The sequence below is a fragment of the Bacteroidota bacterium genome, assembly GCA_016714535.1.
Lineage (GTDB): Bacteria > Bacteroidota > Bacteroidia > AKYH767-A > OLB10 > JADKFV01.
In genome coordinates this window covers 94720-119504 of record JADKDR010000014.1, presented here as the reverse complement: position 1 = coordinate 119504, position 24785 = coordinate 94720, and the positions used below count along the sequence as shown (strand labels likewise).

General features: G+C 39.1%; 16 protein-coding genes. 9 read left to right on the top strand and 7 right to left on the bottom strand.

Features of this window, described 5'->3' with window-relative positions; translation table 11 throughout:
• Positions 1 to 12 precede the first annotated feature (12 nt).
• On the top strand, positions 13 to 1482 hold the full coding sequence (locus IPO27_16775) for a polysaccharide biosynthesis C-terminal domain-containing protein (protein MBK8848094.1): 1470 nt from the start codon (positions 13 to 15) through the stop codon (positions 1480 to 1482).
• A gap of 53 nt (positions 1483 to 1535) precedes the next feature.
• Here IPO27_16775 and IPO27_16770 read toward each other — a convergent pair whose 3' ends face one another.
• Both IPO27_16770 and IPO27_16765 read right to left on the bottom strand, forming a co-directional pair.
• On the bottom strand, positions 1536 to 2375 hold the full coding sequence (locus IPO27_16770; protein MBK8848093.1) for a hypothetical protein: 840 nt from the start codon (positions 2373 to 2375) through the stop codon (positions 1536 to 1538).
• A gap of 164 nt (positions 2376 to 2539) precedes the next feature.
• Positions 2540 to 4336: an ABC transporter ATP-binding protein gene (locus tag IPO27_16765; GenBank protein ID MBK8848092.1), complete on the bottom strand. Its 1797-nt coding sequence runs from the start codon at positions 4334 to 4336 to the stop codon at positions 2540 to 2542.
• Positions 4337 to 4528: 192 nt separating this feature from the next.
• On the opposite strand from IPO27_16765, the gene IPO27_16760 reads away from it, so the two are divergent.
• Positions 4529 to 7030 carry a T9SS type A sorting domain-containing protein gene (locus IPO27_16760; GenBank protein MBK8848091.1) on the top strand — a complete coding sequence of 834 codons (2502 nt, stop codon included), beginning with the start codon at positions 4529 to 4531 and terminating at the stop codon, positions 7028 to 7030.
• Positions 7031 to 7223: 193 nt separating this feature from the next.
• A complete protein-coding gene (locus tag IPO27_16755) occupies positions 7224 to 8363 on the top strand; it encodes a DegT/DnrJ/EryC1/StrS family aminotransferase (protein MBK8848090.1) in 1140 nt (379 codons plus the stop codon).
• Positions 8364 to 8367: 4 nt separating this feature from the next.
• Here IPO27_16755 and IPO27_16750 read toward each other — a convergent pair whose 3' ends face one another.
• From IPO27_16750 to IPO27_16730, 5 genes are all read right to left on the bottom strand, one after another.
• A complete protein-coding gene (locus tag IPO27_16750) occupies positions 8368 to 9027 on the bottom strand; it encodes a hypothetical protein (GenBank protein MBK8848089.1) in 660 nt (219 codons plus the stop codon).
• Positions 9028 to 9213: 186 nt separating this feature from the next.
• Positions 9214 to 10572, bottom strand: coding sequence for a cysteine desulfurase (locus IPO27_16745; GenBank protein MBK8848088.1), 1359 nt, complete (start codon positions 10570 to 10572; stop codon positions 9214 to 9216).
• A 506-nt stretch (positions 10573 to 11078) separates the two neighbouring features.
• Positions 11079 to 12335: a T9SS type A sorting domain-containing protein gene (locus IPO27_16740; GenBank protein MBK8848087.1), complete on the bottom strand. Its 1257-nt coding sequence runs from the start codon at positions 12333 to 12335 to the stop codon at positions 11079 to 11081.
• A gap of 11 nt (positions 12336 to 12346) precedes the next feature.
• Entirely contained in the window at positions 12347 to 13084 is a 738-nt protein-coding gene (locus tag IPO27_16735; GenBank protein ID MBK8848086.1) for a hypothetical protein, read from the bottom strand.
• A gap of 201 nt (positions 13085 to 13285) precedes the next feature.
• Entirely contained in the window at positions 13286 to 17659 is a 4374-nt protein-coding gene (locus IPO27_16730; GenBank protein MBK8848085.1) for a T9SS type A sorting domain-containing protein, read from the bottom strand.
• Positions 17660 to 17882: 223 nt separating this feature from the next.
• Between IPO27_16730 and IPO27_16725 the strand changes: the two genes are divergently transcribed.
• The 6 genes from IPO27_16725 to IPO27_16700 all read left to right on the top strand — a co-directional run bounded on the left by IPO27_16725 (position 17883) and on the right by IPO27_16700 (position 24710).
• Complete coding sequence (locus IPO27_16725; GenBank protein ID MBK8848084.1) at positions 17883 to 18470, top strand: transferase hexapeptide repeat family protein; 588 nt, start codon at positions 17883 to 17885, stop codon at positions 18468 to 18470.
• A gap of 118 nt (positions 18471 to 18588) precedes the next feature.
• On the top strand, positions 18589 to 19098 hold the full coding sequence (locus IPO27_16720) for a DinB family protein (protein MBK8848083.1): 510 nt from the start codon (positions 18589 to 18591) through the stop codon (positions 19096 to 19098).
• 549 nt (positions 19099 to 19647) lie between these two features.
• Positions 19648 to 20961 (top strand): UDP-glucose/GDP-mannose dehydrogenase family protein, encoded by a 1314-nt coding sequence (locus IPO27_16715; protein MBK8848082.1) that lies wholly within the window; start codon positions 19648 to 19650, stop codon positions 20959 to 20961.
• Positions 20962 to 21007: 46 nt separating this feature from the next.
• The gene (locus tag IPO27_16710) at positions 21008 to 21253 is read left to right on the top strand and encodes a hypothetical protein (GenBank protein MBK8848081.1); all 246 of its coding nucleotides are present in this window, start codon (positions 21008 to 21010) and stop codon (positions 21251 to 21253) included.
• A gap of 6 nt (positions 21254 to 21259) precedes the next feature.
• Positions 21260 to 22294, top strand: coding sequence for a DUF4270 family protein (locus tag IPO27_16705; protein MBK8848080.1), 1035 nt, complete (start codon positions 21260 to 21262; stop codon positions 22292 to 22294).
• 64 nt (positions 22295 to 22358) lie between these two features.
• Positions 22359 to 24710: a hypothetical protein gene (locus IPO27_16700; protein MBK8848079.1), complete on the top strand. Its 2352-nt coding sequence runs from the start codon at positions 22359 to 22361 to the stop codon at positions 24708 to 24710.
• Positions 24711 to 24785: the final 75 nt, after the last annotated feature.

The window sequence follows — 24785 nt, the reverse complement described above, 5'->3', positions numbered from 1 at the left end:
GTTGTATTTCAAATGAGTATTTATAAAAAGCTGCTTTCACAAACGGCCTTATATGGCCTTAGTACCCTGGTAGGCAGGCTGCTCAATTATTTACTTACTCCACTACTTACTTCTCTTTTCTTACCCGAAGAGTTTGGAATTATTTCATACTTCTATGCAATCATATCATTCGCAAATATGCTTTTTACATATGGTATGGAAACGGCTTACTTCTATTTCAGCAAGAAATATAACGAACGTGATGTTTTTCAAACCACCTATACAGGCATCGTTATATCTTCTATACTGTTTGCTTCAACCATCATAATATTTCGACAACCCATTTCATTGGTACTTAATCTGCAAGGGTACGAGCACTATTTTGTGTTAATGGCCTTTATATTACTATTTGACACACTAAGTACAATTCCATTTGGTGCCCTCAGGCTATCTGACCATGTAGCCAAGTTTGTAAGCATAAAGATGGCAGGCATTATAATCAATATTGGTTTTACCTTATTGTTTGCTTTTGCCTGGGAGCAGAATAATAGCAGCAATCATGCAATGTTACGATTCATGTATCAGCTAGCTCCACTACCTTTAAATGCCAGACATATATTTATTGCAAATGTGCTGTCGAGCGGTGTGGTATGTTTGCTGCTTATGAAAGAAATTTCAGCAATTCGATTTTCCATTAATACATCTTTATGGAGGGAGTCGCTGTTATATGCATTACCATTATTGATAGCTGGGTTTGCAGGTATGATAAATGAAACACTCGATCGTATTTTAATTTCCTATCTGATAAAACCTCCGCAGCAAGCGCTTTATCAGCAAGGCATTTATGGCGCTTGTTACAAGCTCAGTATCCTGATGACACTTTTTATTCAGGCATTTCGATTTGCTGCCGAGCCATTTTTTTTTAATCGTAAAAACGAGCAAAACGAAAAGCAAGTGTTTGCTAACGTGATGAAGTATTTTGTAATTCTGTGTTCGCTCATTTTTCTTTTTGTAATGCTTAATCTGGAGTGGATAAAATATTTTATCAATAACCGGTATTGGGAAGGATTGCATGTTGTACCTATTTTGCTCCTTGCTAACTTATTCCTGGGCGTTTATTTATATCAGGGCATGTGGTATAAACTTAGCGGCAAAACCCGTTACGGTGCCTATATATCTTTGGCAGGTGCAGTTATTACATTAGTTTTAAATTTTATATTAATTCCTATTTATGGATATACTGGCGCTGCTTATACTACCTTAGTATGCTATGCAAGTATGATGATTATTTCATACTTTCTGGGAACCAAACATTATCCCATCCAATACGATTTAGGTGCAATAAGCTTTTACTTCATACTATCAATTTTACTTTTTGCCGGATGTCATTATGCGCTTAAGCAGAATGTTTCGGTAACACTATACCATGTACTCACTACTATTGCACTGATTGCTTTTGGCGGTGTAGTTTACTTTCGTGAAAATAAGGTACTTGCCAAATAAAAAGCCCTGCAGCAATTGCTGCAGGGCTCTCTCACAATTTTATTTTTACCAACTTACTTCAGCGTAATAGTAAATGTTTTATTCTTGATAGTGATAGTAGCCTGATCATCGCAATTACCACTGCCAAAATTAATGGTACGTGTTGGTTTGCCCTGCGGAGTAAGTTCTACGATTCCTGACATTATCCATTTGCACGAAGGCGAAACCAGCAAAGGTTGGGTAATGTTGGCAGCAAAAGATATTCCTTTGAACGAAGTGCCACTGGCACTTCCTGAAATAAGATACTCATCGTCCTTATGATTACCCTGCGTGCTATAGCCGCTTATCCATTCGCGGGTGCGTGTGCTGTTCCATGTTAATGTGCTGCCATCAGGTTTAGTAATCTTTCCATTGCTTACAACGATTGAGTATGATAAATGATTGCTGTTGTTAAAGCCATTGTTTGTAATGGTTTTAGTCCCTTCAATTTTATTGTTGTTTACAAAATAGTTGTCGAAGGAAATGGAGATAACCGTGCCCGGGTTACGATAGCGCCCTGTGAATACGGCTATGATTTTTCCACGATGCATTTTACCATCCCATCCGGTACAATTTACCGGACCGAAATCAATTGTTACAGTCTTGGGCCATGTTATGGTATCTGCCGGCACTACCGAAATGTTGGCACATCCATTTAACTGAACGTGGATTCCTCCATTCCAGAAGTCGAGCCATTTATTTGCATCGGCAACATCACCTACCTGTCGGGCAACATTATCAAATTGCGCTTCAGCTATTGCATTGTCAGAAGACGATTCGGTTTCGGTATCGTTATCATTATCTTTTTTACATCCTGTAATTACTAATGCTGCTATCATTGTCAGCATTAAGATTCGCATCATTTCTTTTTTCATAGTATTATAAAATTTTTAAAGTGTTTAAAAAATCAATCGGTTATTAGTAGTATGATAACATCCTCCTTGTTAGGTTTAATCTCTAAATAAAAAAGATTGTTAAATTTACAAAAACACATTTAGAAATATTCCCATAGAGCCACGGCTCTTGTTGTTGTATCATTTTACACCACCTTATCTATCAACTCCCTATAAGAGTATTCTGACTTAATGCATCCTTTTTCTAACTCATAAATACGATTGCAATTTTTAAGTGTGGTAATACGGTGAGCAATAATGAAAATAGTTTTATTAATGTCACTAAGTTTATCAATGGCTTCAGTTACTTCGGTTTCGGTAGCAGTATCAAGTGCCGAAGTGGCTTCGTCAAAAATTAAAATTTGCGCATCGCGATATAATGCTCTCGCAATACCTATGCGTTGGCGTTGACCTCCACTCAGTTTAGAGCCTTTTTCTCCAATTTTTGTTTCTACACCTTCCGGAAGGCTATCTACTAAATCCTGTAGCGAAGCCTGTGTTATAGCGCGCATTAATTTTTGTTCATCAATCTTATCTTCTCCAAAAGCTATATTGGCTTTTATGCTTGCATCCATTATGAAAATATCTTGCTTAACGTAACCCAACAAATTGCGCCAACTGCGCATGTTGCGATCGGTAAGTTTGGTTCCATCGGTGGTAATAGCACCATCATCTTCTTTTAAAAATCGAAGCAAAATATTCATCAACGTGGTTTTTCCACTTCCCGAAACACCAACAAAACCTATCTTCTCGCCTTTCTTTACAGTGAATGAAATATTCCTTAGTAAGTACCCTTGGTCTTTAGTGAACCTGAAATTTATATTCTCAAAAATAATTTCCTTATTAAATGTAAGTGGGTCGCTTGTAACTTCGGTGCGGTTGTCAAGTGTTTTGTCTTTTAAAAAATTAAGGTTTTTAATAGATACCTGCGTTTTACGAATATACATCATGCTCGATACGATACGGTTAAGTGAAGGCATTATACGCGATGCGCTTACGGCAAACAGAACAACCAGTGTTAGTGCTTCGGAGTTAGCTTCTATCATATTTCTGAAATAAATATAGGCAAACACAACCACAATGCCTATGATGGCAACTAACTCATATGCTCGCAAAGGTACCAATGATAAAAACGCCCCTTTCATATTGAGCGAATGATACTTTTCGATAGCTGCAAGATACTTCTGTCTGAAAACTCTTTCGGTACCAGTAAGTTTTATATCGGTATATCCAAAAATAGAGTGATTCAATGCTTCTACGGCACGCGGATAGGCAAGGTCCATACCTGTTCCTATTTGTGTATTAACATTACGTAACGAGTAATAGATTAAAAAAGTAGCCGGACCAACTGTTGCTACTAAGCATAAAAACAATATCGGATTGCTAAAAATCATAAATCCTATAATGAACAATACGATAAGCAATTCGCTAAACAGCATGATAACCGGGTTTATAATCCAAATCATGTACGAGGTGGGATTGCTGAACACATGATTTAATATCAATGCCGAATTGATATTGGTAAAATCCAGATACGTGAGGTCGTAATATTTATTAAATTGATTTCGTGTAATGTGAATAGCTACATCTACTGTAAACTTAGTACTAAGCCAATTTACAAAAAGTGCATAACTGTTTTTTATCAGGTAAAAAAACATGACTACAATTACCAGCACCAGGCTGAATTGTGCAACCGAATCAAACTGAAAATAGTTGTAAGCCCAACTTAGGTATTGGTTGCGCTGTATTATGGTTGGGTCAGTGGCAATGCTAATGATAGGCAAAATTAATCCGAGACTGACTACATCGCAAAAAGCAGAAATAACAATGAGTACAGCAAGCAATGCCATCCTACGCTTGTGCCATGAACTTAAATGCTCACGAATACTTTGCACTGTATTGGCAAAAGTGCTTTTAATTTGTTGTTGTTCGGTATTACTCATATTAAGTGGACAAATATAGAATATACCCACCAATTGTTTTTAATTAATGCATAAAGAATGGGGTGTTTTACTGTCACTATTAAACAACCCATCACCGCTTGCATGTGGCTTGATTTTTACATTTAATAGCACCATATAACGCCTGGAAAATTATAATTCCTTATTATTGCATTTCAAAAATTCTTAATTAAAATGATTAAAAATACGATCTGCAAAGTTTGCTTTGCTTTGTTTACTTTTCTATGCAGTTACACGGTTGCAGTAGCTCAATCAAATCAATATCTCGATTTTGATGGAACTGATGATTTTGTTACATCACCCAATGCTTCGGCACTCATTGCCGGTAGTAATGCCTTTAGTATAACTGGCTGGTTTTGGGATAATCAACTGGCCTACGGTCAGGGACTGATGGGAATACGCAGTACCAATGCAGGGTTCTATTTAATACAATTAAACAACGGACAGCTCGAATGCAGAATGCAAAATTCAAGTGGCGTGCTGTATGATTATAAATCACCCAACTTTACCATTGTACCGCAAACATGGCAACATATAGCATGGGTATATGGCAGCAACCTGTTATCATTATATGTAAACGGAAACCTGGTAGGAACCAAGGCTGCAGCAGGCACTATTACAAACACCACTGTTCCCTTTGCAATTGGTAAAAGTATATTGAATGGCTTTAACTTTGTATACAGTGGCCGTATAGATGAAGTAACGATGTGGAATAAAGCTCTTTCCCAAACCGAAATTCAAGACATGATGGCTAATGAACTAACCGGCTCTGAGCCTGGATTGCAATTGTATTTTAAATGCAATCAGGGAGTACCGGGTGGCAATAATACCGGTATTGCCAGCCTTACAACCAGTTTAAACTCTCCTACTTACGATGGTGCATTTAATAATTTTGCGCTCACTGGTGCCACTTCAAACTTTAACGGAACGCTTAATAATTCGTTTCAGGCAATTTCGTTTCCACAAGTTCCACCTCAGTTAACTACGTTGCCTTCCTATTATTTAAATGCAACTGCAACATCCGGCTTGCCGTGCACGTACACGGTGTTAGCAGGGCCATGCTCTATAAGCAACGATACAGCTTACTTTAGCGGGCCGGGCACGGTTACTATTCAAGCTGATCAGTTTGGTAATGGAACATACGACACCGCTGTGGCGGTAGTAAATACATTTGATGTAGTTGACCCGTACGCCAACTTAGCAGTAATAGACCCACGAAATCCGGTTAACAATACTGATATATATATGCCAACTTTAGGAGCATTGCAACTGGCGGCTATTGCTAATATGCCCTATCCTACCTTATTTAACATTACCGATTTGGAATTTGTAATTAACGGCACGTCCTATCCCGCACATGATTATGGCAATGGACACTATACCGCCTGGTGGACACCCACGGCTTACGGCACCCAAACCATTGACATAAAAGCCACCAGTAATTATGGTGTGATAAGTACTAATACGGTAACCGTTAATGTGGTGCAGTCGGTATCCACATTGCCAAGTGTTCCGGCATTTTCGGGGCTTTGGCTTAATAGCACAACAGGCTCGCTTACTGCAGATGGAATATTGCCATCTTATGTAGGTGCGTTTGATACCATTCTTACTACGCTTTCTGTTACATGCCCTCCGAATGGCGGATGCGATCCTTGGGATCGCGTATCAAGTGTAGATGTGCTTGGCATGAATGGGCAATGGTACGAAGTGATACGATATATTACTCCTTATGGAGTGGCATGTAATCATACCATCAACCTTGGCGATTACATGAGCATGTTACAAGGAAAGGTTACTTTCCGTGTCAACCTGGGTACACTGACCAATGGATTTTTATACGCTATGAATTTGAATTATCATGCCGGCACCCCTCCGCATCGTTACAGTAAAGTTGATAAAGTTTGGAAAGCCATTTATCCTTTTGGCGATATGGCCAACTTACAACCCGTGCCTGCTGCCCCGCACACCTTTGAAGCAACAGCAGTTGCAGCAAAATTAAAACTTGTAAGTACCGGACATGGCTGGGGAAATCTTAATACCGCAAATGCGGCCGAATTTTATAATGCCACGCATCATGTTTGGGTAAATGGAAATCAAACCTTTACACAAAATAACTGGACGGTATGTAATCCGAATCCGGATGCATGTATGCCCCAAAATGGTACCTGGACCTATAACCGGGCCGGCTGGTGCCCTGGCAGTATAGCTAAACCTTTTGATTATGATATGTCGGCATATGTTGGCAATCCTTCTGTTAATCTTGAGTACAAGTTTCAGTCTAGTTACATTGATCAATGTCATCCTAATAATCCAAATTGTCAAACAGGAATTACCTGCAGCGACTGCAACGATGGATTTAATCCAACGCTAGATGTAAACTGCAATCTGGTTACCTGGTTTGATGATGCTACTGTTCTTTCAACTCCCGAAATTAATACAATGCGTGTTTTGGTTTATCCAAATCCATCAAACGGAATATTCACTTTGCACTCAATTAATGCCATCGAAACAGAACACGATGTACTAATAAATGATGTACTCGGAAGTTCAGTAAAGCAATTCACCTGGAATGGAGATAAAACCAATGTTGACCTTACATCGCTGGCAAAAGGGGTATATGTGATAAAGGTTGTTGGTAGTAAAGAATCGTATCAGCATAAAGTAGTTATAAAGTAACGTAGGCAAAAAAATTACAGGCGAGGCGCACCTAAGGTGCGCCTCGTTTTTTTTTTGGTAACAGGTATGCCTTTAAATTTTTATAAAACCAAGCTAACAAGCACAATCATTTTTAATTTGAAAATCAACACAATTATGCAAGCTAAATCGCGCATTATTTTGTCTACTTTCGCAATTCTAAAATACAAATTCGATGCAAAAACTTCACATGGTTGACCTTGCCGGTCAGTATCAGAAAATAAAACCTGAGATAGATGCAGCCATACAAAACGTTATAAACAATACGGCTTTTATAAATGGGCCCGATGTAAAATCATTTGCTGCAGAGTTGCAATCGTATTTAAATGTTGCCAAAGTAGTTCCCTGCGCAAATGGAACTGATGCTTTGCAAATAGCCATGATGGCACTGGGGTTGCAGCAGGGCGATGAGGTAATTTCTGCTTCGTTTACCTACATTGCCACCGTTGAGGTAATAGCCCTATTAAAGTTAACTCCTGTATTGGTAGAAGTAGACCCGAATACATTTTGCATTGATCCTGCTGCTATAGAAAAAGCCATTACCCCAAAAACAAAGGCTATTGTACCGGTACATTTATTTGGTCAGTGTGCCGATATGGAATCTATTTTGAACATTGCCCATAAGCACAAACTTTATGTGATAGAAGATGTGGCGCAGGCTATTGGCGCAACATATACCTTTAGTGATGGTACCAAACACAAGTCAGGAACAATGGGCGATATTGGCACAACCAGTTTTTTTCCTTCCAAAAATCTTGGCTGCTATGGCGATGGCGGAGCCATATTTACGAATAGCGCAGAATTGGGCAACCGCATACAAATGATTGCTAATCATGGCCAAAGTGTGCAATATGTTTTTGATGAGGTTGGGTGTAACTCGCGCCTCGATACGTTGCAGGCAGCCATTTTACGAACCAAACTCAAACATCTGGATGCATATGCCGCAGCACGCAACCATGCTGCATCGTATTACGACAAAGCCTTTGCGAAACATCCATTAATAAAAATTCCGGTTCGAAATCCCAAATCAACCCATGTATTTCACCAATACACTCTGTGCTTAAACGGTGTTAACCGTGACGCTATACGTTCGGCACTTGCCGAACGGAATATTCCGGCTATGATTTATTATCCCATTCCGGTGCATCAGCAAAAAGCATATCGAAGTAGTCGCTATCACAGTGGCGATTTTCCGATAAGCGAACAACTGTGCAAAGAAGTAATTTCATTACCCATGCATACCGAATTATCGGAAGATCAATTAAAATATATTACTGAAAATTTTCTGGAAGTGGTTTCGAGCCATCAGCAATAATGCCTTACACATTGAGGTAGCGCATCAGTGCATCGTAGCGATCTTGCATGTTGTTGCCACTATCAACCGAGTGATGGGTAGCAGTAACATGATACCCGATGCGATAAAAAGCCTGCTCGATACGCGAGATATCCTCATTAGAAAGTTTTAAGGTAACCGTAACTGGAGTATTGTCCCTTTTATCATTTACATCCATACTTTGTATATGTCCATTGTTGCTTGCAACAATATCAACGAGTTTCGATAGTAAGAAATCATGACTGCTAATTTCAAGTTCTATAATACTACCATCATTGTTCATGGAGCGAACTGAAGCATAAGCACCCATGAGATTGTCGCGGGTTATTAACCCTTCGTAATCGCCATCATTATTTATTACAGGCAAGATTTCGATACGGTGTTGTATTGCATACCCCAATGCATTATACAGGTGTTGATTGGAATAAATGAATTGACGATCGAATATAATTTGAGTAGCCGATAATGGCAATGTTTCGTTTTCCTTTTGTAGTTGTTCGTTATGGATGATGCCAATGTAACGCTTGCCTTTTAGCACCGGCAATGATTGTAATCCTGCTGCCTGCATCCATCGTTTTGCATGCGCCACACTGTCACTCGTTTTAAGTGGTGGGATTTTACTATCAGTTAATTGTACCAGATTCATGGCTTTTTAGTTTTGCGTTACATCTATATGATGCAATGATATACGTTTATGCATATCAAAAAGTTTGCACACCAAATTATTTTACACAATTATTATTATCAATAGTGTTTATTTCTGTGTGTAACAGAATTATTCGATGGTGAACCCAACATTATTAATTGTTGACGCTGACCGGCCGGTAATATATTACTTGCCTAATAACCGAATTGCCTTACTCACCCCTTCAATAAAAGTATCGCAATCTTCTTTGTTATTATAAAAATAGAATGAAGCTCGAATGGTTCCCGGAATATCAAAAAAATGCATAACAGGTTCAGTGCAATGCTGGCCTGTGCGCACTGCAATACCAAGTGTGTCAAGGTACATGCCTGCATCAAGAGCATTTACATTTTGTATGGTAAAAGAAATTACCGAAGCCTTGTTGGCAGCAGTACCATACAAGCGCACTTGCGGTATTTGACTTAGTGCTTTTGTACAATAGTCTACCAATTCCTGCTCATATGCTGCAACCGCCTTACGATTTAATTGATTCCAATATTCAATAGCAGCCCCAAAACCAATTACTCCTTCTACATTAGGCGTTCCTGCTTCAAATCTAAATGGGATATCGTTATAGGTAGTTTTTTCAAAACTTACATTGCGTATCATATCGCCACCACCCATATAAGGGGGCATCTGCTCAAGTATTTCTCTTTTTGCATATAAAAATCCGGTACCGGTTGGTCCAAGCATTTTATGGGCACTACAAACAAAAAAATCGCAATCCAGTTGTTGTACATCTATTTCGAAATGCGAAATAGCTTGCGCCCCATCCAACATTACCGGTATTTGTCTTGCATGGGCCATTTCAATTATTTCCCTTACAGGATTAATGGTTCCAAGCGAATTACTCATATACACGCAAGCTATTAACTTGGTCTTATCATTTATTAAAGAAGGAAGTTGCTCAACCAGGAGTTCACCCTTGTCATTCATGGGAATGATTTGTAGACGAGCTCCCTTTTCTTCACATAACATTTGCCAGGGAACAATATTGCTGTGATGTTCCATTGCGCTTAAAATTATTTCATCTCCGGCTTGTACATTTTTTCTTCCCCATGTAAAAGCTACCAGATTAATACTATGCGTAGTGCCGCTCGTAAATACTATTTCCTCCTCGCCACGTGCATTAATAAATTGAGATAGTGATTTACGTACATCATCATAGGCTTGCGAGGCTTGCTGACTAAGATAATGCACACCACGGTGCACATTTGCATTATACAATTGATAATATTTAGAAATGGCATCAATAACCGCTTGCGGTTTTTGGGAGGTGGCAGCATTGTCTAAGTAAACTAATTTACGCTTGTTGTATATGGTTTGATTTAGAATAGGAAAATCGTTGCGCAATTGAGCAATGTTGGCAGGTGCCGGTTTGGTAGATGTTGATGGTTCCAAAATATATTTTTTGCAAAGGTAAAAACTAAAGCAATATGTGTACTTGATGCGAGTAATAACGTGCTCAAAACTACGGCAACCCAATTTGCTCACATTGCAACGCATATCAACTCAAAACAAACAATGGAATAATGAATATGTTTTAGCTGCTTCATTAATTAAGGTATTATTAATTCATAAAGGCACTTGCCCTAATTTGATCTTGCGCTATTCAATTCTTTTACGGCACGATTGCTAATTTATTTTTTAGAGCAATTGAAATATGCTTGTGTCGTTAGTTAAGACAGCTGCACAAAATGAAAAAAATGGATTGCTGCCTTCTTCTGCAATTTATTGGAATTGATTTGTTATGACAACCATATATTGCTAAACAACAACCACCATATACATTGGTGCTAAGTTTTTGTTTACGAGACATGCACAAGTATTATGGTTTAAGTTAAACCGACTGAAGGAACAGTTGTAATGATGCTTCGTGCTGTCTAAATAATTTTTTTGTTACCAAGATAATATCCATTGCGTAACGCCAATCTTATGCTAAAAAAAATCACCAGCCTAACTTGGATAGGCTGGTGACAATTTGATTTTATTAGTTAATCTGAAACTCTCTTTTACTTTACAATCAGTGGGTAGGCATAACGCTTTTCGGTGGTATCAATAAGTATGCGATAGTAGCCGCTTGAGTATTTGCTTAAATCGAAATATAACTTGTTACCGGATTTCAATGCTGTTGCATTGTAAGATTTTACAACCGCACCGGCACTATTCAATATGCGTATTTCTGCATTTTTTAAATCAACTCCTTTGTTTTCTATCCAAACTATTTTGCTACTTGTTGGATTGGGATATATCGTAAAATCTTTTGAAGTATTTAATTCATTAATAGCTGCATAGGTAAATGTAGCAGATGAAGCGGTGCAGCCATTGGAATCGGTAATAACCACATTATATGCTCCAAAGGCAATAGGTATAAATGTTTGGTTGGTATCCCCTACCATCACGTTTCCATTAAGATACCATTGATAATGATTAGCAATACTAGAGGTAAAAGTACCGTTGCTTCCGTTTATCAACGGAATAGGTGGCAACGAAAATTCGGTAACCTGCACAGCATTGGAGTAGCCAACACAAGCACTGTCGAAACTTGTCACTATTACTGTATATGAACTTGTTGTGTCAACCACAATACTTGGTGTGGTTGCACCATTACTCCACAAATAAGATTGCGACACCGGTGCTGTAAGGGTTACCTGGCCTCCATCGCAAAACGAGGTAGCACCGGATATGGCAATGTCAGGTACAGTATCGCAATTGATAAAGCGTACCATCCACGAATCAAAGCTACCAAAATTGGTATCTGTCATGCTCTTAGGACCCTTGTCGCTGCTCGAAAAACCAACAGCAGCATAACTCCCATCGGTTAATTCAACCAAATCATTTAAGTGATCCCAACTGCCACCTCCCCAATTTACACTCCATTCAATATTTAGAAGCGAATCAGTTTTAAAAACCCAGTAGTCGCTAAGACCTCTATTGCCAGGTACATCAAAATCATCTGATTGTGAAGTTGCTCCAACCAAGTATCCATGATCGGGAGTTGGTATGGTGCGGAAACCTTCGTCATCCATGGTACCACCAAAAGATTTTTCCCAAATTAATTGCCCGGTATTAAAATCAAGCTTCATCAGCCATACATCACTCGATCCATGATTGTCATCCACACAACCGCTGTTGAGCGAATCTTTGCCGGTTACCAGCACGTGGCCATCCCAGTCGCGAGTAACATTATACGCGCGGTCTTTACCAAGTGAGCCACATAGGTAACTCCATAAGACGTTGCCATCCGAATCTATTTTGCAAGTCCACATATCTTCGCCACCTACAAGGGTAGCATTGGCAAGGTCATAATCATCAGAGTTTGAATTTCCTGTAAAACATAATCGCCATTAGGCCATTGATAAATACTGCGAACACGTTCAACATCGCTGCCTCCAAAACTTTTTTCCCAAACAATGTTGCCACTGTCAGGGTCTACTTCTACCAACCACACATCATAAGCACCATATTTGTTGCTTACTTGAAGATCGCTCGAATGTGTATACCCTGCACATATATAGTTTCCATTAAGGCAATGGATTGCGCTGCGTCCGCCCTCCTCTTTGGTACCACCATAACACTTTGCCCATATACGGTCACCATTTTTATCAAGCTTTAGCAGCCAATAGTCATTTTCGCCATGACTTCCGCTAACATCAATATCGTTAGATCTCACACTGCCAAAAGCAATAATTGTGCTGTCGGGATTTTCAGCTGCATAGCGTGCTTTATCGTATAGTGAGCCGCCATAAGATTTGCTCCACAGCTTGTTTCCATCCTTATCCAATTTTAATATCCACCAATCATAATCGCCATAGTTGGATGTAATATCAATATCGCTTGACAAGGCATGCCCTCCGCTAATTAAACCTCCCGACATAGTTTGCTCGGTGCCAAAGGGTTGATCAAACAAAGAGCCGCCATAATTTTTTTTCCATAAAATAACAGGCTTTTGTGCGTTTGCCACTATAAAGCCGGTTAAGACAAATAAAGTGACTAGTTTTAGATAAAGAGATTTCATTTATTTTGATTTTCTTTTGATTAAATTTTTTAGTTTAGTAAGTAACATTGGCTAATAAATCCTCATGTCCAAACGTGGCTTTTTCAATTATGCAAATTAAAGCATTTCTTGGTGTTGAAAAACCCAGCACGAAGATAATTAGTCTATCTGTTTAATGGAACTATTCGTCAATTTTTATAAACAAACCCAATGCGCTTTTGTTTATTTTAACACTGTAAACGTGCGCTGTAGAGCCCTTTGATCAGGAAGGACCAATATGGCTCTATAAACTCCGTTTGATAGTTGTTGAGTCGAAATGGGCAAACTTGAAACATTTTTCATAATGGTAGCATAAACAACTTTTCCGTAAGCATCCAAAATTCTAACCGTTATTTCTTCATCAATCAAACCATCAAGTGACAATATAATGTGGTCGCTTGCAGGATTTGGATAAACCGTAAACTCTGTAATCAAACTTATAGCATTTGTTTTATCGCATGCATTTTCAAAATCGATAATCGTTTGATAGTGATTACTAAGCAAGGTGCGAGCTTCAAACACTGCATTTCCAGCATCATCGGGGCATTGACTTGCCAATTGCCACAGGGCATCTAAATCGGAATCATTTATATTAACAACTGATGCAGGTATTTCATTACGTATTGATGCTTGATCATTATCATTATTAAGCATAAGAATACAATTAACTCCTGTTCCCGTAATTACCTTACCGTTAATTTTACTTCCAGCACCTTGTATACCGCTAGTGAGAATTTTATAAGGATATGTTGCTAGCGTAAAGAAGGTTGATTGTGCCCCGGGTGCATTATTCATATAAACCGAAAAATTTCCTTGAGCATTTGCTGAATCGCAAAAACCGGCAGGCTCCCATCTGTTTTGCCAGGTCTTGGCTCCAGCACTATCACCCTGCGCGCCTATTACGGCCTGCGACTCTAGCACTAGTCCTTTACTGCAAGCAAAGAATTTATTACATCTTAGCGAATTGGGATTGCAACTTGTGCCGGTAAATAATATTCCATTCTCGAAACCACGAATAAGGTTATCACTAAATGTATTTAATTTTACATTTTGATTAAACAAACCGCGTGTATTGGTATTAATAGCTTGCGTGGTATCGTAGTAAAAATTATTTTGAGAAATAGTAAGTGAGTCTGTATTATAATTTTTGATGCAAAAAGTTTTTGATTGCCCTACGGGCTTGGCAACTACTATCGTATTGTTTCTGATAGTGCCTTTGCGTGCCGCCTGATTCATAAATATACCCTGCTTACAATTGGTTATCGTGTTATCTTCAATATCAAGAATGCTGGTGCTAAGCGCTTTTATATCCTGAATAGAAATTCCAAATGCGCTATCTCCCGATGTGCTTATCGTATTATTTATTATATCTATGGTCGAATTAGAATTTAAGTAGAGTTCCATTGCGCTGCCGGTGTTGGTAAAGGTGTTGCCCGAAATTTCGAGGGGATTTGTGTACAAAGAATCGGAACATTTGGAAGCATAAATTGATTTTCCACAATTGGTAAACGTGTTATTTCGAACTCGAAGTACCAGGTAATCGGCTCCTTCTATAGCGCGCGAACAATTATTGAATACTAATTTTGAGTTTCCGGTATTGCCTAGCAATGCCGGATCGAAACGCTGATTAAATCCTGTAACTTTTAATGCAATACCATTGGTTGAATTGGTAGCAATAATATTTTCAAATAATGAGTTGTATACGCCCACTTCACAATGTTCAATAGTAACACCATTATATGCATTACGAAAAATATTTTGCCCACCTGCAGCCGAGCCAATATTTGCTTTTGCAATTCCATTTATTTTAAGGTGCACATCGGTGCGCCTGTTGGTATAGGGAGGAAGCATGGTTGCACTATCGCATGTAAATGTTGAACCAACGATAGAGCCTGTGCTGTTTTTCAAGAAATCATGCATATAGATACTTATTCCATTGTTTTCGAAAACCGCATCTTCTATATCCAATTTCGTATCAATGGTGGCATCCACACCAATGAGTGCATTTTTAATTTTCCCTTTATAAACAGTAACAATATTATTTGCATCGTAACTGTATATTCCTTTCCACATTTTTCCATTGCAGTCGGCCAGGGTGGTGTTACTGTCAACGGTAAAGTCTGCTGCCTGATTTAATTCTATTTGTCCACCATCATTCAAGGTTATGTTGGGGCAATTCAATATTTTCAATGATTCGTCCACATACAATTTTCCATTAATTACCACTTTGCCTGTATAGTTTCTGATAACAAACACGCCCTGATTTTTGGTAACACATGAACCACACTGGGCTTGCACGGCAGCATACAACGAGGCGGTGGTAGGGTTTTTTAAGGTGATGGTGCCTGTGCAGCAATTCATAGTATTAATAACAATGGTGTCGCGGTAAATACAAAAACCATTTTGAACACGCATATAATAAGCCGTTGTATCTGTTGGCGCAACAATGGGTTTAAACAGTGTAGACGTAAACGTGCTGTTGCTTGCAGTCCATTGAAAATTAAAAAAATGTGGCTTTGTTCCCGATGTAAGCGAATCTTGTTCCCCGCTGCAATTCAAACGGTCGGTTCCTAATTTATATTCACCTTTTACATTTAGTGTAAAAGGTTTTTCGCCACACCAACAGGTACCATTAGTAGCATATACCGTATACGTTGTGCTATTAGACACTCTCAATCTAGCTCTGTTTTGCGAAGCGTTAAGTATTTGTTCCGGTTTTGGCGACCAATGATAATAGGTGCCTCCGCTTGCGGTAATAGTTGGTAGTGATCCCTGACACATTTTACCCTTTGGCACTCCGGTAACGTGAATGGTTGGGTTAGCACCTACAACAATTGAAATTGTTTTGGCGGAACCAAAATTATCGGTTACTGTATACGTTGTGTTGGCGGTTGGAGCTGCAACAATGTCACTGCCATTGGTTGCGCTTAAGCCTGCTGCCGGAGCCCATGTATAGGTTGATGCACCACGTGCATGCAACGAAGTACTTTGCCCGTTGCAAATGGTATCTTCTATGGTCCATGCTTTAAGGGCGCTGGTATTATCAGCCCTCAATCGTGTGATGGAGTATGGTGGTAAGGTAACTTTATTGCTCACAATATTTCCTGAGGTAACCGGCAGATTGTCTTGTACCGGAGTAAATGGCGATTGTGTAATCTGATCAAACTTATTTACATTGCCAAGAGCGAGCGAAGCAAGATCTACCTCGCACGTATTATTAGCCATATTGAGTACGATATATTGATCGCTGTTGATGGCATTACTATTCCAGAATTTGAAGCCATACACGCTGCGATTGCTGGAGTTGCCAATAAAAGGAGCCCCTGTAAAAGTCAGTTTGCGCGCTTTATTGCAATTCATCATGGCATGGCCCATTAAGCCAAGCGTATTGCCTTGTGCCGACTTGCCGAGATACGTGGTTGGATAATTGGCGCAAGTACTTCCCAAAGGGATTGGCGACTGAAAACCTCCTTCGCCACCAAGACATAGTGCATCGTTACTTTCAAATAAAGATGAATATACAGCATCGCCAACAATGTTGTGAATTAATCCTTTTGAAATTTTTGGTTCTTCAAGAAGACGCATAGCTACCAAAACAGTAAACATGCCATGTCCCCAGGTACCATGAACTCCCGTACCGGTATCCATCAGGTTTATTTCCGAAATCCATATTTCGGGAAACTGATTGAACCGAGGAACTTCAACCTGCTGTATATGATCAAGAATTAAAAATCCCTGGTTCATCATATTATTTACTTGATTGTATGTACTGATAGGAAGACCCGTATTTCCATTACCGCTTCCATAAAAAATATACATGCTTGGTGCAGAATTAGCATAGGGGAAATTTCCTTTTGCATTAAGTACATCAATAATTTTTTTATTCCATGATATTCTTCGGTGATGTGGCGAGGGAAAACGATCGTATTCAAACGAGGCATTAAATCCAACACGTGCATTTGGAAAATGTTTGACAATCTCACGAGTCCAGGTGTACATTGTTTCAGCAAACGATTCGGCAGTTGGAAATACTGCCAACACCGATGGGTCATCATCATAAAATTCTTTGCCTAGTTCTACATACTTAATTGGAAGGCCTATGCACTTGGCATGATATAATAAGGCTATTTGATCATCGAGGGTTGATGATACCATGTTGAGCAAAAAAATGGGAGTTGCTCCCGTAGCATCAAGGCTTTGTTTAAATTTCTCGAGCGTATTATCATACTGATAGTTGAGCATATATTTTCCAGGCAAAACAACCTTGGGAGGCATTTGGTCGGCTTTTTTTACCCAACCTGTGCGCCAGTCCCACCAGTTGCTGTAAGCGCCTGCAGGAAAACGGTATATTTCGGCATGCAGGGTTTTTAAAGCATCTGGAAATTGTGGTGTATCCCAACTAACGTAACGTATGGTACTACCGCTATTGTAGCCATAAAATTCTTCCATATCACGTTGAAGGCCACCAAGCGATGCAGTAACTGGTACAATTTGCGACTGGGCAATTTGAAAGAAAAAAGAAAAAATAATAATCAGGTTAATGTTTTTACGAATCATGAAAGTGTTTTTTTTGAAGATCCAAATAGGACGATTGCGAAGGTACAAATATAGCAAATACCACATGACATAAGCATAATGAACCGAACACGAACTTACAAACAGCAAGGAGTGTGTAAATGTTGAAGAATGTATCTGACAAGCTTTTCAACAAAACATAATGCTACCGTAATTTGTACTTTAAATTAAATTCGCATTGCTTTGATACCCAAATAATGACAATATGATATACTCTTTCAATGGCTATATACCGGTGGTTCACGAAAGTTCGTTTGTGCATCCGCAAGCTGCAGTTACAGGCAATGTAGTGATAGGCGCCAATGTTTACATAGGTCCGGGAGCAGCCATCCGTGGCGACTGGGGCGAAATTATTATTGAAGACGGATGCAATGTTCAGGAAAACTGCACCATACATATGTTTCCTGGTGTAACCGTGCTGCTTAAACAAAACGCGCATATTGGCCATGGTGCTGTAATACATGGTGCCACTATTGGTGCTAATTGTTTAATAGGCATGAATGCCGTAATTATGGATAATGTGATTATTGAAGATGAGTGCATAATTGGTGCTTTAAGTTTTGTAAGTGATGGCATGCATATTCCACTCAGAAAAATTGCAGTAGGCAATCCGGCAAAAATTATCAAAGATGTAACAGTTGATATGATTGCATGGAAATCCAAAGGAACTCAACTATATCAGCAACTTCCGGCCGAATTGTATGCCAGCCTAAAACCTTGTGAGCCCTTGCGTGAGGTGCCAGCTCACCGTCCAAAACAGCAAGATATTTATAAAACCTGGAAAAAAAATTAATAAAGAATCTGTTGGCCGGATATGTCATTACAATGACTTATCCGTTATAAAGAGCTCATGTATTTTTGAAGAAAAAATTTAGGAATCAATAAAAATGAAAAAAAGCGATTTAAAAGAAATGCCTGAATACTTTGACAGGTATATTAATCTGGCTGAAGATGCAGCGCTTATATCCTCATTACAAATAAGTTTGAGCGAAATAAATAACTGGCCCCTTGATGTATGGGAAAAAATTGGCGACCGCATCTATGCTCCTGATAAGTGGACCATTAAAGATATTGTACAACATGTAATAGATACCGAACGAATTTTTAGCTACAGGGCGTTAGCATTTAGTCGTAACGAAACACAGCCACTACCTTCGTATGATGAAGATACCTATGCTCGCGCAGGACGTGCTGTTAATCGCAAACTCAGTAATATAATTGATGAACTCAAAATAGTGCGTCTGGGTACGATTGCACTTTTTAATTCTTTCGATAATGAAATGCTTGAAAAAACCGGCATGGGATTTAAAGGCCCTTACAGTGTTGCAAGTTTAGGTTTTATGCTTGCAGGGCATCAGCGGTGGCACATGCATATAATTGATGAACGATACCTGCCCTTGCTTAAAGCATTGTCAAAGTAGCATAGGGGTTGCACACCGGTAATAATATTGAAGCAATGTAGCCTTGGTAATTCACTCTAACAATTACTATTTTCTGATTTGTTTAATGGTTAAAACAAGCTGTCAGTTGCAAATCCTTTTTTTACTGCGACTTAGTTCATTCTCTTTTATCTCAAAGAGATAAAATAATACGAATACCAAATTTTACTCGCTGTTAAATGTATGGACTACATTAATTAGTCATAACATGGTTGTTTTGCTAAGAAAATATTCCCAGTAAAAAAACGAATCTTGTTTTTACATTATCTCGCTAAGTATAAGAATTGTGTTTATGAGTTATACTAAAGTGACACTAATGAAATGTTTTGAGCTTTATGCGATGCTCACGTATTGACAAAAAGGAGACCTTTTTTTACAAACCACAGAAAACCACACCATTCATTCGCCCAAACTCAAAGGTTTATTGTTATTCAACTTTTCGATAAAAAGCTACATTTGCACCCGCAAAAAAACTGAATCGAACTGCCATGTGTTGCCAAGCGCATGGCTATTAGCACTAAAATTAAAATTATGAATATAGCAGTAGTAGGCACCGGATATGTTGGTTTGGTAACCGGCACATGTTTTAGCGAAATGGGTAACCATGTTATTTGCGTAGATATAGACAAAGAGAAAGTAGAAAAAATGCGAAATGGGAAAATCCCAATTTACGAACCGCATTTAGATTCATTGTTTGAGCGCAACATCAAACAAGGCCGTCTTAAATTTACAACGGATTTAGAAGATGCTATTGCCCAATGTCCCATTATATTTCTGGCATTGCCAACCCCTCCAGGTGAAGATGGTAGTGCCGATTTGAGTTATGTTTTGGGAGTAGCTTCAAAATTGGGAACAATTATTAAGGATTATAAAATAGTTATTAATAAGAGTACGGTACCTGTAGGCACTGCCGAAAAAGTAAGAGATGCCATTGCAAAGAATTGCACAACAGAGTTTGATGTTATTTCGAATCCCGAATTTTTGCGCGAAGGATTTGCTGTTGACGACTTTATGAAACCCGACCGCGTGGTAATAGGCACCCGTTCAGAAAAAGCAAAGAAGGTAATGAGCGACTTATACGCTCCTTTTGTACGCCAAGGAAATCCAATTTATTTTATGGATGAGCGTAGTGCAGAACTTACCAAGTATGCTGCCAATGCCTTCCTTGCAACCAAAATTACTTTTATGAATGAAATAGCAAACCTATGCGAAAAGGTAGGCGCTAATGTAGATAGCGTTCGCATTGGTATAGGCAGCGATGATCGCATAGGCAAGCGCTTCTTATTTGCCGGTATTGGATATGGAGGAAGTTGTTTCCCAAAAGATGTGCAGGCACTAGCAAAAACTTCAAGCGATTATCAATATGATTTTAAAGTATTAAAATCGGTAATGGATGTAAATACAAAACAGAAAACCATTATCGTTGATAAAATAAAAAGTTATTATAATGGCAATATAAATGGCAAGCATATAGCACTATGGGGCCTTGCCTTTAAACCAGATACCGATGACATACGCGAAGCTCCGGCATTATTTATTATTGATGAGTTGATAGCTGCAGGTGCTACCGTTACTGCCTTTGACCCGGAAGCTATGAATAATGTAAAAAAAGTGATTGGTGATAAAATCACGTATGCCAATGATGAGTATAGCGCCTTGCAAAATGCCGATTGCCTGCTTATAGCTACCGAGTGGGGCATTTTCCGCACACCCGAATTTGAAAAGATAGGAAAGTTGCTTAAGGCAAAAGTTATTTTTGATGGACGCAACCTATACGAACCAGCACGTATGCGCGAGATCGGATTCTATTACAGTAGCATAGGCCGCGAAGAGGTTGCTTTATAATAAATGTGCAACCTGCACGTTTGGTAATTTCATTACCTTCGCGCGCATGAATTCAAGGGTTATACTGATTTTTATTTTAACAGTTGCATTGCTTGGTGCCTGTAACAAAGCTGATGAGATAGGTTCGGGCATTTTGCCCGATAGCGATTTTGCAAACCTTATTTATTCCGACACTTCTTCGTATTTTATCTACAGCAAAACGGAAGACTCCCTATTTGCAGGCGGTAAAATCAATGTTTCAGATGCATTAAATCAACCTTTTAACACAGTAGGTTCGCGCAACGATGCCTAATTTGGTATTGGTCGTGCATCTTACTATGCACAACTCGACCTTGGCAAAACTTCGTTTGACTTTGGCACCAATCCGGTTATAGATAGCATGGTACTTACATTAGGATATAACGAACACTATGGCGATACCAATACATCAATGACTTACCGTGTGTTCAGGTTGGACGATAAATTATATGCCGATAGCACCTACTACACCTTCACCACCTTTAATGCTGCCACCGAAATTGGAAATGTAACTGTATCACTAAATCCCAAAGACAGTATAAGCGAGCATAATGTAAAGTTAGGGGCGCACATTCGCATTCCTATCAATCCGGCCGTAGTAGCTGAATTTGCTGCCAAACTCAATACCAGCGAAATGAAAGTGAACGATGAGTTCATTAATTTTTTTAAAGGCATTTATGTAACAGTTGATAAGCCAATGGGTGTAAATGAAGGCAACTATATTATTACCAATTACAAAGCAAACAATACGCGCCTTGCCATGTATTATTACAACGCTGATGCAGACTCGCTCACGTTTACTTTCCCTGCTAATGTGCGCAATCGTGTGGCACATTTCGATCATGATTATACAGGCACCCAGCTTGGCGCACAACTAATTGATAGCACCCTTGGAGGCGATTATGCTTATCTTAATTCGCTTGGCAGTACTGAGTTGTTTTTAAAATTTAATGACTTAAAAAAAATAGCCGAAGGTCGTACGCTGGCAGTTGTAAAAGCAAAAATTATTTTGCCTTCAGAAAATGTGACTAATAAAAGTCTTGCGCACAAAACCATTCGTGTTCTGATTGCCGATTCACTTGGTAGGGGAACTTCAAAATACAACATTACCTCGCCCACCTATGATTCTGTAAAACAGGAATTTTCTATTGACATCACTTTTATTCTTCAAAATATTTTCAATGGAAAACATACAGACTTTGGTTTTATACTTAAAGCACCTGCTACCTACTTTACGCCATTTCAAACCAGGTTTTACAGGCAAACCAACCCGCTCAGGCGTGCACGCCTGCAAATGCAATTGGTGCAATACTAAATGTGACTAAAGTTGCGTTAACCGTGTTTCCCTTTATAATTAATACTTTTAGTAAATTTGTTCAATGACTAAACTAAAAACTATTTTCTTATTCATAGTTGTAATCTTGTTTACATGCAACATAACACCGCTGCTTGCGCAACAGAAAATAGGGCAATGGCGTGTGCATTTATCATACAACCAAACCAAGGCAGTAAGTGTAAGCAATGACAAAATTTATGTAGCTGCTAACGATGCAGTTTTTTATTTTAATAAAAGTGATAATAACATAAGCGCGCTGTCAAAAGTAGAAGGCCTGTCATCCATTGGTGTAAATACATTGCGCTACAACGAACCAACACAAACGCTGGTAATTGCTTATTCCGATGCTAATATTGATATAATTAAAGGTGCCATTATTCAAAACAATTCTGACATTAAGCGTGCAAATGTGGTTGGCGGAAAATCGATAAGGCACATCCTTTTCAGAAACGAACTGGCTTATCTATCGTGCAGTTTCGGAATTGCAGTGCTAAATACTGAGCGTAACGAAATTAAAGAAACCTACAAACTTGGTTCAGGCACCGGAGTGGAAGTTAACAGTTGCACTACTGATGATACGTATATATATGCCGCAACTGACAGTGGTATCTATCGTGCAGAACTGTCCGACCCATTCATTTTTAATCCTGCAGCATGGTCTAAAATTATTGACCGTCCCGCCAGCACAGGCACCTTCGATTTTATTCAATCCTTTAACAGCAAGATAATTATTAATCATGTGCTTACATCGGGACCCTACAAAGATTCGCTAACTATTTACGATCCTATATCACAAAGCCTCACACCTTTGTTTCAATCAGGTTCAAAAATTTTATCCATGCAATCGTCAGGCGATTATCTTACCCTTACCGATAACAACACACTTATGGTGTTTGATAATAACTTTTCGAAAACAAATTATCTCCAGGCAGTTGGCGCCTTTACTGTGCCGATGGAGGCGCAAGCCGATGGAAATGTGTTTTGGATAGCTGATAAGAATAAAGGGCTACTGAAATTTATTCCCGGACAAGGCAGCGAAGTAATTGTGCCTTCGGGGCCAAAGTCTAACCGGACCGCCTTACTCGATGGCAGCAGCGATTATACATGGGTAAGTCACGGAGTTCGTTTTAATAACTGGACACCCGTGTTTGTAAATGATGGCTTTGCACGTTTTGATAATAAAGAATGGAAACAATTTTCGGGGAAAGCGCCCGATGGAAAATTTACACTCGATACCATTTTCGATTTAGTATGCATTGCAGCCGACAAGTCGGATAAGGAGCATGTTTACTTTGGTTCGTTTGGTGGAGGACTGGTAGAATATAACAATGGTGCCATTACATTGTATAACGGAAGCAACAGCATTATTAAGAATCAAAGCATTATTGCAAATTACAACAATGTGCGTGTAGGAGGCCTTGCATTTGACAATGACAATAATTTGTGGATATGCAATACCATTGCCGATACGGGGCTTATAGTAAAAAAAGGAGATGGTAAATGGAAAAAATATTATACCAAAAGCTTAGCAGGTGGCGATTATGTAACTGATATAGTTGCGGATGATAATGATCAGCTATGGATAAACATTCCGGTGAGTGGTGCAAACAAAGTAGGCTTGTATGTTTATAATCACAATGGCACATTGGACGATGTGAGCGATGATCAGGCAAAATTACTTACCGATGAAGAAGGAAAAGGGAAACTACCAAGCAAGGCAGTACGATGTATGGCCAAAGATCGCGATGGATTAATATGGATAGGTACCGAAAAAGGAGTTGGCGTATTTTATAGTCCCGGTGCAGTGTTTAGCAATGGTAACTTTGATGCACAACAAATTCTGATTCAGCAGGAAACTTATAATCTCTATTTGTTGGATAAAGAAGTAGTGCAAGCCATTACCGTTGATGGCGCTAACCGTAAATGGTTTGGCACACAAAGTGGCGGAGTGTATCTGACTTCGTCTGATGGCGTTGAACAAATTCTTAATTTTAGCGAGGCCAATAGTCCATTATTATCTAATAACATTAACAGCATAAAAGTCAACGAAGCTACAGGCGAAGTTTTTTTTAGCACCGACCGTGGTATGATTTCATATCAGGGCGATGCCACCTTAGGTAGCGAAGCATGCGAAGATGTGCTTGTATTTCCAAACCCTGTGCGCGAAACTTACAGCGGGCCAATTGCCATACGCGGGTTGGTAAATAATGGATATATAAAAATTACAGATATTGCCGGAGGCCTTGTTACCGAAATGCGTGCTAATGGGGGACAAGCTATTTGGGATGGCAACAATTTGAAAGGGGAACGTGTAAGCACCGGTATATACCTTGCCATGTGCAGCGATGAACAAGGAACCAATACCTGCATAGCTAAAATTGCAGTAGTGAGGTAGCAGTAATAAAACTTCTTCTTGTTTTTTCGACAGGTAGTTTGCATCGTAATTTTCTTTTACAAAAAATATTCTATT

What these genes read in the sequence shown, in the direction of transcription:
- IPO27_16740 (MBK8848087.1), bottom strand. Translation starts at nt 12,335, where the DNA reads ATGTGGACTTGCAAAATAGATTCGGATGGCAACGTCTTATGGAGTTAC.
- IPO27_16755 (MBK8848090.1), top strand. Translation starts at nt 7,224, where the DNA reads ATGCAAAAACTTCACATGGTTGACCTTGCCGGTCAGTATCAGAAAATA.
- IPO27_16745 (MBK8848088.1), bottom strand. Translation starts at nt 10,572, where the DNA reads ATGCGTTGCAATGTGAGCAAATTGGGTTGCCGTAGTTTTGAGCACGTT.
- IPO27_16720 (MBK8848083.1), top strand. Translation starts at nt 18,589, where the DNA reads ATGCCTGAATACTTTGACAGGTATATTAATCTGGCTGAAGATGCAGCG.
- IPO27_16730 (MBK8848085.1), bottom strand. Translation starts at nt 17,659, where the DNA reads ATGATTCGTAAAAACATTAACCTGATTATTATTTTTTCTTTTTTCTTT.
- IPO27_16725 (MBK8848084.1), top strand. Translation starts at nt 17,883, where the DNA reads ATGATATACTCTTTCAATGGCTATATACCGGTGGTTCACGAAAGTTCG.
- IPO27_16750 (MBK8848089.1), bottom strand. Translation starts at nt 9,027, where the DNA reads ATGAATCTGGTACAATTAACTGATAGTAAAATCCCACCACTTAAAACG.
- IPO27_16775 (MBK8848094.1), top strand. Translation starts at nt 13, where the DNA reads ATGAGTATTTATAAAAAGCTGCTTTCACAAACGGCCTTATATGGCCTT.
- IPO27_16710 (MBK8848081.1), top strand. Translation starts at nt 21,008, where the DNA reads ATGAATTCAAGGGTTATACTGATTTTTATTTTAACAGTTGCATTGCTT.
- IPO27_16735 (MBK8848086.1), bottom strand. Translation starts at nt 13,084, where the DNA reads ATGAAATCTCTTTATCTAAAACTAGTCACTTTATTTGTCTTAACCGGC.
- IPO27_16715 (MBK8848082.1), top strand. Translation starts at nt 19,648, where the DNA reads ATGAATATAGCAGTAGTAGGCACCGGATATGTTGGTTTGGTAACCGGC.
- IPO27_16700 (MBK8848079.1), top strand. Translation starts at nt 22,359, where the DNA reads ATGACTAAACTAAAAACTATTTTCTTATTCATAGTTGTAATCTTGTTT.
- IPO27_16770 (MBK8848093.1), bottom strand. Translation starts at nt 2,375, where the DNA reads ATGAAAAAAGAAATGATGCGAATCTTAATGCTGACAATGATAGCAGCA.
- IPO27_16760 (MBK8848091.1), top strand. Translation starts at nt 4,529, where the DNA reads ATGATTAAAAATACGATCTGCAAAGTTTGCTTTGCTTTGTTTACTTTT.
- IPO27_16765 (MBK8848092.1), bottom strand. Translation starts at nt 4,336, where the DNA reads ATGAGTAATACCGAACAACAACAAATTAAAAGCACTTTTGCCAATACA.